General features: G+C 57.3%; 10 protein-coding genes. 7 read left to right on the top strand and 3 right to left on the bottom strand.

What is annotated here, in order from left to right; all coding sequences use genetic code 11:
• The first annotated feature begins 14 nt into the window (after positions 1 to 14).
• The 4 genes from ACF8O8_RS06870 (at position 15) to ACF8O8_RS06855 (ending at position 5099) form a co-directional block, all read left to right on the top strand.
• A complete protein-coding gene (locus ACF8O8_RS06870; protein ID WP_010952839.1) occupies positions 15 to 986 on the top strand; it encodes an SDR family oxidoreductase in 972 nt (323 codons plus the stop codon).
• A complete protein-coding gene (locus tag ACF8O8_RS06865; RefSeq protein WP_010952840.1) occupies positions 983 to 1987 on the top strand; it encodes a glycosyltransferase family 4 protein in 1005 nt (334 codons plus the stop codon). The genes ACF8O8_RS06870 and ACF8O8_RS06865 overlap by 4 nt, the downstream gene beginning before the upstream one ends.
• A gap of 102 nt (positions 1988 to 2089) precedes the next feature.
• The gene (locus tag ACF8O8_RS06860) at positions 2090 to 4099 is read left to right on the top strand and encodes a nucleoside-diphosphate sugar epimerase/dehydratase (RefSeq protein ID WP_014860664.1); all 2010 of its coding nucleotides are present in this window, start codon (positions 2090 to 2092) and stop codon (positions 4097 to 4099) included.
• Positions 4100 to 4151: 52 nt separating this feature from the next.
• Positions 4152 to 5099 carry an SIS domain-containing protein gene (locus tag ACF8O8_RS06855; protein WP_392509425.1) on the top strand — a complete coding sequence of 316 codons (948 nt, stop codon included), beginning with the start codon at positions 4152 to 4154 and terminating at the stop codon, positions 5097 to 5099.
• A gap of 74 nt (positions 5100 to 5173) precedes the next feature.
• Here ACF8O8_RS06855 and kdsA read toward each other — a convergent pair whose 3' ends face one another.
• Positions 5174 to 6016, bottom strand: a complete 843-nt coding sequence (kdsA, locus tag ACF8O8_RS06850; RefSeq protein WP_014754147.1) for a 3-deoxy-8-phosphooctulonate synthase — start codon at positions 6014 to 6016, stop codon at positions 5174 to 5176.
• A 275-nt stretch (positions 6017 to 6291) separates the two neighbouring features.
• On the opposite strand from kdsA, the gene pgi reads away from it, so the two are divergent.
• Positions 6292 to 7956 (top strand): glucose-6-phosphate isomerase, encoded by a 1665-nt coding sequence (pgi, locus tag ACF8O8_RS06845; protein ID WP_392509424.1) that lies wholly within the window; start codon positions 6292 to 6294, stop codon positions 7954 to 7956.
• 211 nt (positions 7957 to 8167) lie between these two features.
• Entirely contained in the window at positions 8168 to 8449 is a 282-nt protein-coding gene (locus ACF8O8_RS06840; RefSeq protein WP_230064511.1) for a hypothetical protein, read from the top strand.
• Positions 8450 to 9397: 948 nt separating this feature from the next.
• On the opposite strand, the gene ACF8O8_RS06835 is transcribed toward ACF8O8_RS06840, so the two are convergent.
• Complete coding sequence (locus ACF8O8_RS06835) at positions 9398 to 9691, bottom strand: hypothetical protein (RefSeq protein WP_274147167.1); 294 nt, start codon at positions 9689 to 9691, stop codon at positions 9398 to 9400.
• An 804-nt stretch (positions 9692 to 10495) separates the two neighbouring features.
• On the opposite strand from ACF8O8_RS06835, the gene ACF8O8_RS06830 reads away from it, so the two are divergent.
• The gene (locus tag ACF8O8_RS06830) at positions 10496 to 11179 is read left to right on the top strand and encodes a hypothetical protein (RefSeq protein ID WP_392509423.1); all 684 of its coding nucleotides are present in this window, start codon (positions 10496 to 10498) and stop codon (positions 11177 to 11179) included.
• A 196-nt stretch (positions 11180 to 11375) separates the two neighbouring features.
• Here ACF8O8_RS06830 and ACF8O8_RS06825 read toward each other — a convergent pair whose 3' ends face one another.
• Positions 11376 to 11651: a DUF3077 domain-containing protein gene (locus ACF8O8_RS06825; RefSeq protein WP_232859168.1), complete on the bottom strand. Its 276-nt coding sequence runs from the start codon at positions 11649 to 11651 to the stop codon at positions 11376 to 11378.
• Between the last annotated feature and the right edge of the window lie 393 nt (positions 11652 to 12044).

The following is a 12044-nucleotide window of genomic DNA, read 5'->3' as shown; positions in this document are numbered from 1 at the left end:
TTGAGACCGAGCCCATGGAAAGACGCACAATACTTGTTACAGGCGCTAGCGGCTTTGTCGGTGGCGCACTGTGTCGCCAGCTGGCCACCTTGGGTAGTTTCGCTATCCGGGCTGCATCGCGCGACCTTGGCGGGGCCTCCGTGGCCGGTATTCAGGCGGTGACTGTGGCGGACTTGAGCGCCACCACCGACTGGGCCCGGGCATTGTCAGGTGTCGACCTAGTGGTGCATGCCGCAGCCCGTGTACATGTAATGAAGGAAACCGCCAGCGACAGCTTGGCCGAGTTCCGTCGGGTGAATGTCGACGGCACCCTCAACCTTGCCCGCCAGGCTGCGGCGGCAGGCGTGCGGCGCTTTATTTTCATAAGCTCGATCAAGGTCAATGGCGAATCCAGCCAGCCCGGTCAGCCGCTGCGTGCCGATGATAGCCCCGCACCTCAGGACGCCTACGGCGTGTCCAAGCACGAAGCGGAGCAGGGGCTGCGCCAGCTAGCGGCCGCCACGGGCATGGAAGTGGTGGTGATACGACCGGTGCTGGTCTACGGGCCAGGCGTCAAGGCCAATTTCCACAGTATGATGCGCTGGCTGCAGCGTGGCGTACCCTTGCCGTTCGGCGCGGTTTGCAACCGTCGCAGCTTGGTCTCGTTGGCTAACCTGGTCGACCTGGTCGTTACCTGCATCGATCATCCTCGCGCTGCCAACCAAACCTTCCTGGCCAGCGACGGTGACGATGTCTCGCTCACCCAACTGCTACGTGCACTGGGCCTTGCGCTCGGGCGGCCCGCTCGGCTGTTGCCTGTCCCCGCGGGCCTGTTGCGCGGCGCTGTGCTGTTAATTGGCCGGCGAGACCTTGCCCAGCGGCTCTTTGGCACGCTGCAGGTAGACATTGAAAAAAACCGGCAATTGCTAGGCTGGTACCCCCCTTGCACATTGGAACAAGGACTGAACATGACCGCTCGATCTTTTCTGGGTGCACGCCGCCCATGATATGGCTGATTGTGCTGGCAACTGTAGCCTCGTGCTTGATGACCGCCGTGCTGCGCCGCTATGCGCTGTCCCGTAGCCTGTTGGACATCCCCAATGCGCGTAGCTCGCATACCTTGCCAACCCCGCGAGGCGGCGGCTTGGCTTTCGTGGTCGCTTTCCTGGCTGCGTTGCTGGGCCTGGGGTGGGGCGGGTACGTTGCTCCGGCAGTGCTGACCAGTGTGTTGGGGGCGGGGGGGCTGGTTGCGCTGATAGGCTTCATGGACGACCACGGGCACATCGCCGCACGCTGGCGGCTGTTGGGGCATTTTGCGGCGGCCGCTTGGGGGCTCGCCTGGCTAGGGGGGATGCCGCCGCTCAGCGTTTTCGGCTTGTTGCTGGCGCCGGTCTGGTTGGGTAGCGCCATCGGTTTGCTGTATTTGGTATGGCTGCTCAACTTGTACAATTTCATGGACGGCATTGATGGCATCGCCAGTATCGAGGCCATCTGCGTGTGCATGGGCGGAAGCCTGCTCTACTGGCTCACTGGTCATGCCGAGGCAGCGTGGCTGCCGATATTACTGGCGGCCACTGTGGCGGGCTTCCTGTGCTGGAATTTCCCCCCCGCACGTATTTTTATGGGCGATGCCGGCAGTGGCTTTCTGGGTATCGTGCTAGGGCTGCTGGCATTAGTGGCAGGCTGGGTAAACCCGCTATTATTCTGGGGGTGGTTAATACTTTCGGGTGTATTCGTGGTTGATGCCACGTTTACCTTGGCGCGGCGCCTGCTGCGCGGTGACAAGGTTTATCAGGCGCATCGCAGCCATGCTTATCAGTATGCGGCTCGCCGGCATGGTCACCATCGACCGGTGAGCCTGGCCGTGGCGGCTATTAACCTGGTCTGGCTACTACCGGTGGCCCTGGCGGTAGTGCTGTTGAACCTCGATGGCGCACTGGGAACCCTGTTCGCTTATGTGCCTCTGATATTGCTGGCAATCACCTATCAGGCTGGGGAGCAAGAATAGGATGGCCAAGCACGCAAGGCATCGTAAAGGGCTGCTTGACCCGCAGTGGGGCGCCATGCTCCGGTTGTTCAATCGAGGTCCTTTTGCGGTGAGGAGAGCCGAATGAGCGACGCAAAGAACAGCAGGGTGCGTGAGTACCTAGTTAACTTGTCCAGGCGGAAAAAGCGTCTTGTGCAAGTGTGCGCCGACGTGGTGCTGATCTGGTTGGCGTTATGGTTGTCTTTTATCGTGCGCCTGGGCATCGATGAAATGTATAACCCGGTCATCAAACACGCCTGGTTGTTCATGGTTGCCCCCCTCGTAGCCATTCCGCTGTTCATTCGTTTTGGCATGTACCGGGCGGTGATGCGCTACTTCGGCAATGATGCATTGGTGACCATTATCAAGGCCGTTACCCTGTCATCGCTCATTCTGGCTGTGGTTGTGTACTGGTACAGCAACCATCAGGTAATCGTGCCGCGCTCGATCATTTTCAACTATTGGTGGTTGAGCATGGTCATCATTGGTGGTTTACGCCTGATCATGCGCCAGTATTTCCTGGGTGACTGGTTTACCGGCGCCCATCAGATACCGTTCGCCAACCGCGATGATGGCCTGGTCAAGGTAGCCATCTATGGTGCAGGCACCGCCGGCAACCAGCTGCTGGCAGCGTTGCGCATGGGGCGGGCGATGCGCCCGGTGGCGTTCATTGATGATGACAGTGACCTTGCCAACCGGGTCATTTCCGGTTTGCAGGTGTACAAGCCCAAGCATCTGCAGCAGATGATCAAGGAAACCGGTGCACAGGAAATCCTCCTCGCCCTGCCTTCGGTATCGCGCGCCCGGCGCAAGGAGATTCTCGCCTTGCTCGAACCTTACCCGTTGCACGTGCGCAGCGTGCCGGCCTTTGCCGACCTGGCAAGTGGCCGGGTCAAAGTGGATGACATCCAAGACGTGGACATTGCCGATTTGCTTGGGCGTGACCCGGTACCCGCCAAGGAAGGGCTGCTCGAACGCTGCATCCACAAGCAAACGGTACTGGTCACCGGGGCCGGTGGCTCCATCGGCTCCGAGCTTTGCCGCCAGATCATAGGGCTTGGGCCAACGACATTGCTGCTGTTCGACCACAGCGAGTACAACCTCTACGCTATCCTCAGTGAGCTGGAGCAACGCGTTGCGCGCGAGTCGCTGCCGGTGCGACTGCTGCCCATTCTGGGGTCGGTACGCAATCAGCAGCATCTTGCCCACGTTATGTCCACTTGGCGGGTAGCCACCGTCTACCACGCGGCGGCTTACAAACATGTGCCCATGGTTGAGCACAACATGGCGGAGGGTATACTCAACAATGTGTTCGGCACGCTTTGTACCGCACAGGCTGCTTTGCAATCAGGCGTTGCCAACTTCGTGCTTATCTCGACTGACAAGGCGGTGCGCCCCACGAACGTGATGGGCGGTACCAAGCGTCTTTCCGAGTTGATTCTGCAAGCACTAAGCCGCGAGGCGGCACCCGTCATGTACGGTGACAGCAGCAAGATCGCCCGGGTGAACAAAACCCGCTTCACCATGGTGCGCTTTGGCAATGTGCTGGGCTCCTCTGGCTCGGTGATCCCGTTGTTCCACAAGCAGATCAAGGCCGGTGGCCCAATTACGGTTACCCACCCGAAGATTACCCGCTATTTCATGACTATCCCCGAAGCCGCTCAACTGGTGGTTCAGGCAGGGGCGATGGGGCAGGGCGGGGACGTATTTGTTCTCGACATGGGGGAGCCGGTAAAAATTGTTGAGCTGGCTGAGAAAATGATTCATCTCTCGGGCCTTAGCGTACGTAGCTCGGGTAACCCCAATGGTGATATCGCCATCGAGTTCACGGGGTTGCGCCCAGGTGAGAAGCTTTTTGAAGAGTTGTTGATTGGCGATGACGTTTCGCCTACCGTCCACCCGATGATCATGGTAGCGAATGAAGACTACGTCACTTGGGACGTCTTGCGTGAACGTATTGCCGTGTTACTCAATGCAGTGGCGGTGGATGACTTTGGCCGTATCCGGCAACTGTTGCGTGAACTAGTGAACGGGTATGTGCCGGAAGGAGAAATTGTCGACTGGATCTACCAACAGCAGCGGCAGGACAGTTGATGCCGCGTCCCGTTGAAGCATACCTTTTTTGTTAATGAGTTAAAGAGTGAAGATGAACCATCTTGATATCGCCAAAGAAGCCCTCGTTGCCCAGGCCCAGGCGGTCGCCAAACTAGCGGATCGTCTTGATGGTCAGTTCCAAAGCGCGGTCGATTTGATTCTTGCCTGTGAAGGGCGGACAGTAGTTTGTGGTATGGGCAAATCCGGCCTGATTGGCAAAAAAATGGTCGCTACTTTTGCCTCTACCGGTACGCCTAGCTTCTTCCTGCACCCGGCAGAAGCTTTTCACGGCGACCTGGGGATGCTCAAGCCCGTTGATGTGCTGGTGCTGATAAGTTACAGCGGAGAAACCGAAGAGCTGATCAAGCTGATTCCCAGCCTCAAGTCATTCGGCAATAAATTTATTGCGATGACCGGGAGCGGCAACTCCACTCTAGCCAAACATGCAGACATTTGGCTTGATGTTTCGGTGGATCGCGAAGTTTGTCCAAATAACCTAGCGCCTACCACGTCCACATTAGCCACCATGGCCATGGGGGATGCGCTGGCAGTGGCTCTGATTACCGCGAATCAGTTCAAACCGATGGACTTTGCCCGTTACCATCCCGGCGGAAGCCTTGGTCGAAAATTGTTGACTCGCGTAGCTGACGTAATGCACTCGCCGGCACCGATTGTTTCGCCAGCGAGCAGTTTTCAAGACTGCCTGCTGATGATGACGCAAAGCCGGCTTGGCTTAGCCATGGTGATGGATGGTAATGAACTTGTCGGTATTGTAACGGATGGCGACCTGCGTCGTGCCTTGTTAAAAAATAACCAGGTTATTCATGCCTCTGTAACTGAGTTCATGACGCTGAACCCCCACACCATTCCAGCGGATTGCCGCGTGTCGGTCGCTGAAGCTTACATGCTGGAGAACAAAATCCGTGCCTTGGCGGTGGTCGACGATTGCGGGGCTATTGTTGGCGTCGTCGAGATTTTTGACGGCAATCCCGTAGCGTGAAACAGCCGGTAATTATCGTTGCCTGGGTAGGCAGCCGCTTCTTGTCCAGAAGCGGCTTTACTCACCGTCGTAGATTAGGCAATAGTCAATTGCGGGAATGATTTTACCAGATCATCCAGCGCTTTGATTTGTGCCAGGAAGGGTTCCAGCTTGTCCAATGGCAGTGCGCTCGGGCCATCACACTTGGCCTGATCAGGGTTTGGGTGGGCTTCCAGGAACAGGCCAGCCAATCCGACTCCCATGCCGGCACGTGCCAGCTCTACCACCTGCTCGCGCCGACCGCCAGAAGCCGCACCCGATGGGTCGCGATTCTGCAGGGCATGAGTGACGTCAAAGATGATCGGCAGATCTTGGCAAGTACGCTTCATGACGCCGAAGCCAAGCATGTCCACGATCAGGTTGTCGTAGCCCATGCAAGTGCCCCTGTCGCAAAGGATCAACTGGTCATTACCCGCTTCCTTGAACTTATGCACGATGTTCTGCATCTGCGAAGGGCTGAGGAATTGGGGCTTTTTGATGTTCACCGGCTTGCCGGTTTTGGCCAAGGCAACAACTAGGTCTGTTTGACGGGCGAGGAATGCCGGCAGCTGCAGCACATCGACGACTTCCGCCACCGGGGCCGTTTGGTAGATTTCGTGAACGTCGGTGATTATCGGCACACCAAATTCTGCCTTCACCTTTTCAAAGATCCGCAGCCCTTCTTCCATGCCGGGGCCACGGTAGGAATGGATCGATGAGCGGTTGGCTTTATCAAAGCTGGCTTTGAACACATACGGGATGCCCAGCTTCTGCGTGACGCGCACATATTCTGCACAGGCGTTAAGGGCCAGGTCTTCAGACTCGAGTACGTTGATGCCGCCGAATAGCACAAAAGGAGCCGAGTTGGAGCATTCGATTGTGGAGTTGATCTTGATCATTTTTTACTCGATAGGTCCTTAGGGGGCAACCCGCAGGACATGGCAAAGGGATAATAGTCAGCGCGCCCTTGCTAACCGTGGTTGTGCCGATTCTACAATTTTTCTGCTGCCTTTCGAGCATGGCGAGGCTGCCAGGCGTTTGTGAGCGGTATTTTGCGCGCATGAATGCGGCTTTTCCCTTTCTTGCGCATGGGCATTGCCTATAATGTCGCCGACGTGGAACCTGACAACGATTGATAGGTTCTGGCTTTACCCGTATCAGGGATCTTTTTGCAATGGCGTTCTACCGTACACCTCACGATGTCACTGCTCTGCCAGCCTGGAAGGCGCTTCAGCAACACCGCGAAGCCATGCAAGGCTTCAGCATGTCCGAAGCCTTTGCCGCCGATGCCAAGCGCTTCGACCAGTTTTCCCTTAGCGCTTGCGGCCTGTTCCTCGACTACTCAAAAAACCTGATCACCGAGCAAAGCCGCGACCTGCTGGTCAGCCTTGCCAATGAAGTAGGCCTGCAGGACGCCATCAAGGCGATGTTCGGCGGTGAGATCATCAACGCCTCCGAAGGCCGCCCGGTGCTGCACACCGCCTTGCGCCGGCCTGTAGGTGACAAACTCAGTGTCAACGGCGTGAACGTCATGCCGGAAGTGCACAAGGTGCTCAACCAGATTACCGAACTGGTCGGCCGCATTCACGATGGCCTGTGGCGCGGCTACAGCGAAAAGCCGATCACCGACGTGGTCAACATTGGCATTGGCGGTTCGTTCCTCGGCCCCGAGCTGGTTTCCGAAGCGCTGCTACCCTACGCCCAGCGCGGCGTGCGCTGCCACTACCTGGCCAATATCGACGGCAGCGAGTTCCACGAGCTGTCGGCCAACCTGCGCGCCGAAACCACCCTGTTCATCGTCTCGTCGAAGTCGTTCAACACCCTCGAGACGCTGAAAAACGCCATGGCCGCGCGGACCTGGTACCTGGCCCAAGGCGGCTCGGAAGCCGAGCTGTACCGCCATTTCATTGCCGTATCCAGCAACAAGGCCGCTGCTGTAGCGTTCGGTATCCGCGAAGAAAACATCTTCCCGATGTGGGACTGGGTAGGTGGGCGCTACTCGCTGTGGTCGGCGATCGGCCTGCCGATCGCCCTGGCCATCGGCACTGCCAACTTCAAGGAACTGCTGTCCGGTGCCTACACCATGGACCAGCACTTCCAGACCGCACCGTTCGACAAGAACATGCCGGTGCTACTGGCCCTGCTGGGCGTGTGGTATGGCAACTTCTGGGACGCGAACAGCCACGCGATCCTGCCGTACGACCACTACCTGCGTAACATCACCAAGCACCTGCAGCAGTTGGACATGGAATCCAACGGCAAGAGCGTGCTGCAAGACGGTACCCCGGTGAAAACCGACACCGGGCCGGTGATCTGGGGCGGCGTGGGCTGCAACGGCCAGCATGCCTACCACCAGTTGCTGCACCAGGGCACCCAGTTGATTCCGGCCGATTTCATCGTGCCGGTGGTGAGCTTCAACCCGGTGGCCGACCACCACCAGTGGCTGTACGCCAACTGCCTGTCGCAGAGCCAGGCGCTGATGCTGGGCAAAACCCGCGAGGAAGCCGAAGCCGAATTGCGCGCTAAAGGCCTCAACGAAGCAGACATCGAAAAGCTGGCCCCGCACAAGGTGATCCCGGGTAACCGCCCGAGCAACACATTGGTGGTCGAGCGCATCAGCCCGCGCCGCCTGGGCGCGTTGGTGGCGATGTACGAGCACAAGGTGTTCGTACAGAGCGTTATCTGGGGTATCAACGCCTTCGATCAGTGGGGCGTCGAGCTGGGCAAGGAACTGGGCAAGGGCGTTTACCAGCGCTTGGTCGGTAGCCTGGAAGACAGTGCTGAAGATGGCTCTACCCAAGGCCTGATCAATTACTTTCGTGGTAAACACCGTGGCTGACCCTGCTTGATACTGGCCCGGCGGGAGGGGGCGTCCGAGCGGAGCTGGTGGTCGCCGGAAACACTAGCGCATCATGGCGGTGAATAGCAGGCCGCCTTTCGACGCAGAGGTGGTACAGTCAACAGGGTAGGTAGTTCGCAGATTTTGTCATCCATCCAAGTGCTAATGCTCTTGGATGGGGCTCAGTCCCAGTTGAGACTAGAGGATCTGAATGTACAATGCACTTCTGCTAATCGCTGTAATTGCCCTTACCGGATGCGCTGCGTCCTCGGAAATGAAGACGGTGAGAGGTAAGACAGGCGTTCACATCAACTGCTCAGGCCTATCTTCGTCATGGGACCGCTGTTACCAGAGAGCTGAGGCCTCCTGTAGTACACGAGGATACCGCGTTGTAGCGCGGTCCGGTGATACCGAGGAGGAGGCTGGGGATTATTTGTTCGGTATTAATCCTGCCGGCTTCACTAGCCGAAGTATGATAGTCATCTGTAAGTGATGATCACATCATATTCCTAGGCGCTCGGCGATACCACAGCGCTCGGTCATTTTCGTGACCCGCTGGCTCCAAAGCATGCGCAAATTCGGTTACACGGCTTGCCTATTTCGACTAGCTAAGGGCCCCTGCTCGTGTCCGCCTGCCGAGACCCCTCTGAGGCTGGCTGAGCAGTTAGATCCTGTGCTGTGCCGGGTGAAGGTTGGCATCCAGATCGCAAAGCTGGCGCTGACACGCGGTGCGGTCTTGGTAGAAATTTCGTAACTGAGTGTCAAATGGCCAGTAAACAAAGACCTTTTGCGTAAAGCGTGATATTCACAATCCTGTGTTACGGCATCACCCTATAGACAGCCAGTGAACCTCACCCTTTCTATCAAGAAAGTCATAGGTCGACCGATGTATTAGTCGATTCCGCGACACAGGACAGGCCCACAGTTACCTTCTACCGTTGGGCTGGTTGGTGATGCTCTCGGGGATGTTCTGGGCCGGGGGAGCGCTCCCTTACCACAGACTTTTCTATATCTTGCTGGCTGCGTCAACGCTTTGGGCTTTGCTGCTGCAGCCTGGAGTGCTTTAAAGGCTGATGAGCAATCCTCCGTCATATGCGGTGCCGACTGAAGGCGCCGTCAAGAAGGGGATGATGGGCAAAATGATTAGCCGCATGAGTTTTGCTGCGCTACCTCGTTGAGGCAGGTGGAGCCAGCTTGTAAAAGCCATGGCTTGGTTATTGCCACGAGCGTTCAGGTCCATGATGCAGGCGAGGGGGCTACTCACGCTGAATGAGCCGTCGCTTTGCACATCGATCAGGGCCCGGGGGCATCATAGCTGGAGTTTCCATAGGATGCTCAGGGCGCCGCCAGGTGAGCGCTGCAATTTCTGCCGCCTACACTTTCGGAGGATGAATGTAAGCGGCGCTTGCCCGGCGTTAGGGGCTATAACGAACGTCATGTTTTAGTGAGCTATGTCCATGGGGCCTGACGAGGTGGGTCGGATAATCGCGATGTCGACATGGTAATTGGCAAACTCGGTGGATCGGGCATCCGTACGCAATGTGGCACTCAAGACGACCTCTTGCTGACGGTTGATATCGGTCAAGTAATTCTGGAATTGGTGCTCTTTCACAATGATCAGGACCACGCAGTTTGCACCTTGTGAAAGATGGTCTTTCATTTCTGCTGCGCTGAACGCTACTGCCACATTACGCTCGTAACTCTCCACCAGATCGCGAGTCGATGGGGTGTCCATAGTCAAAGCCCCAGCGAGTCCGCGGCGATTTGCCATCTTGGACTGGGTTAGAACATGACTACACATTTGCAAAAAAAGCGACTCGTACCACTCCACAGCCTTCTCCCCGGGTCGAAAGGGCATCATAGATACAGCAGATCGCGTCAGGTTGCCAGCCTTACGGGATAACTGGCGTTGTGCCGCTACGCGCAGGGGGGCTGCGGCTGGTTGAGGGCATGCTGAAGCAATATAGGGAAGGATGAGGGGCTACTTGTCTAGTTCATGATTCCTTGTTATGAGGTTACGCAGGGCGTGAATATTTAAGTGAGGCCACTCACGTAGGTAACCGATGAGGTCAAAAGGAGCGCAGCTGAGTACAAAATTTTATTTGTTCACCCTGAGCGGCATTGTACGGTTCTCTTTTGGCGCGTAAGAGGATGTATCGCTTTCTCAGATAAAGTCTGTAACTCCACGCGATAGTTTTCACGCCATACCAGCCTTAAGTCTTCTGAGGCTATTAAGGGAGATCCACTGATTAAACTGCGTGATGGCTGATAGGGCTGCCAGGCAGGTCCACTTCCGAAGGGGCGCAGCGCGAATGCTAGTGGGCAACAGCCGACATTGTCCTTGCGCGGCCGCTGGGTTTATTCACTAGAGGGAGCGTAGAGGGCGCAGTGTGGCATGCAACATTGGTGGAGTATTTGTGTTTTCCAGCAAAACCGAAAAATATCGCACTCTGCCAGGACTCACTAGCCTTCTTGGCTTGACTTGTATCCGCACCAGAGCATCCGCCCGATGAACACCCCTAACTTCAAGAAGTTGTTTATGCCTGATATTTCAGCAGACGCAGCCAGCCTTATCCATGCCATAGCCTCTGCCACTGCGGTAATCGCTGCGCTGATCGTCGCCAGTGCGATGATCATTGCCCATATGACCTCGGATGTAAAAAACCAGCAAGCCGAAGTACCCGTTTCCCGTGGGGCGCAGGCGGTTACTGTCGTCCACGAGTCGGACGTGCAGGCCAGGCTGGAGATCGAGCAACTCATTGAGCAGAACGATGCGCTCAGGGCCGAACTGGAGCGCGAGAGGGCCGAGCGGTTGAAGCTGGAGGCCAGCCTGAAGCCCAGAGCGCTGACGCCGCAGGCGCATGAGGCGTTCAAGGCATTGGCGGGCGAGCTGAAGGCTAAGACGCTGGCGCCGGTGGTGTTGCTGAATATCCACAAAGATGACAAGGAAGCCGTGCGCTTTGCCAAGGAAATTGCCGTTGCGCTGACCAAGGCGGGTGTGCAGGTTCAGATCAAGCAGCTGCCCCTGCAAAAGCACAATACCGGTACCCAGGTGGTCGTTTATGCCGGGGTGGGCGGTGACGAGCTTGAGCAGGCATTCAAGACCGCTGATTTTGCCTCGGACATCAAGCGCTCGGGGCAGAGCCCGCGGGTGAAGGTGGATGATGGGGATGCAATTGCCATCTCGGCGTTTATCAGTGTTTATCCGCGCAGTGAGATTTGAGCGGCGGGTGGGGGCTGTGATCTTGTAGGCATGGGGTGGATGGCACCGGCGGTGCCGGTGTTCGCGGGCGCGCCCGCTCCCACAGTGTGGGGCTTGGCCAATGCAGTGGTTTGCCCTCGCCACGTCTGGCCTGATGAAGCCCATTTCTTCTGACTGCAAGCGAGGCATAGCCTCGCCTGGTCTCGCGTCATTCCCTTCAGTGGTGCCTGTTTTTCGCAATCTCGATGTCGTTCATCAGGGCTTTTGCGGTGGCCAGCAGGTAATCCGCTGCGCCCAGCATCTTGTGGTCGTCTTCCATGTCGCCTTCGCGTACCAAGTGCTTGCAGTAGCCCAGCAGGACGGAGACGTGTTCATATGCGTCATCGACGGGGATGCCGGGTTGGACGCGCAGCAGGTTCAGGGTGGGGTTGCCGGCTTCGAGGAAGGTTTCGATGCCTGCGGTGAGGAGGGGGGATTGGTTGTTGTTTTTCATGGTGAGATTCCAGTGCGTTGACAGAACCCACCACCTCGATCTTTCTCACGGACAAAGGTGGCAGCCATTGCGCGGGGTGAGAAACCGATGCACTGAAAACGGCCAAGCCGAAGCTTGCCCGCGAATGGCTGCCATTGAACAGTAGAGCAGCAGTGCACAACGGGTTCTCACACCCGGTCACCAACATGGCGACCCGGTGACGTTATCCCTGAGGCATTTCCCCGACAATTCAGCTGCTTCTGACTGGCGCGTAGGATAGTTCGCTTGGTTGTCCGAGTTGAAGTGGTGGGGCGGGGTTTCAGGAAAGTCTGACGTGCGGAATGTGCATCCCAAGGCAAATCTCTTCGTCGTGATTGTTGACTGTTGTTGGGGGGACACGCGGAAGGGGGGCTG

This window comes from Pseudomonas sp. TYF_14 (genome assembly GCF_043105275.1).
GTDB lineage: Bacteria > Pseudomonadota > Gammaproteobacteria > Pseudomonadales > Pseudomonadaceae > Aquipseudomonas > Aquipseudomonas alloputida.
This window is presented reverse-complemented; position numbering and strand designations above follow the sequence as displayed.

Excerpts from the sequence above, each read along its gene's own strand:
- ACF8O8_RS06860 (WP_014860664.1), top strand. The coding sequence starts at position 2,090 with ATGAGCGACGCAAAGAACAGCAGGGTGCGTGAGTACCTAGTTAACTTG.
- ACF8O8_RS06840 (WP_230064511.1), top strand. The coding sequence starts at position 8,168 with ATGTACAATGCACTTCTGCTAATCGCTGTAATTGCCCTTACCGGATGC.
- ACF8O8_RS06825 (WP_232859168.1), bottom strand. The coding sequence starts at position 11,651 with ATGAAAAACAACAACCAATCCCCCCTCCTCACCGCAGGCATCGAAACC.
- pgi (WP_392509424.1), top strand. The coding sequence starts at position 6,292 with ATGGCGTTCTACCGTACACCTCACGATGTCACTGCTCTGCCAGCCTGG.
- kdsA (WP_014754147.1), bottom strand. The coding sequence starts at position 6,016 with ATGATCAAGATCAACTCCACAATCGAATGCTCCAACTCGGCTCCTTTT.
- ACF8O8_RS06865 (WP_010952840.1), top strand. The coding sequence starts at position 983 with ATGATATGGCTGATTGTGCTGGCAACTGTAGCCTCGTGCTTGATGACC.
- ACF8O8_RS06830 (WP_392509423.1), top strand. The coding sequence starts at position 10,496 with ATGCCTGATATTTCAGCAGACGCAGCCAGCCTTATCCATGCCATAGCC.
- ACF8O8_RS06870 (WP_010952839.1), top strand. The coding sequence starts at position 15 with ATGGAAAGACGCACAATACTTGTTACAGGCGCTAGCGGCTTTGTCGGT.
- ACF8O8_RS06855 (WP_392509425.1), top strand. The coding sequence starts at position 4,152 with ATGAACCATCTTGATATCGCCAAAGAAGCCCTCGTTGCCCAGGCCCAG.
- ACF8O8_RS06835 (WP_274147167.1), bottom strand. The coding sequence starts at position 9,691 with ATGGACACCCCATCGACTCGCGATCTGGTGGAGAGTTACGAGCGTAAT.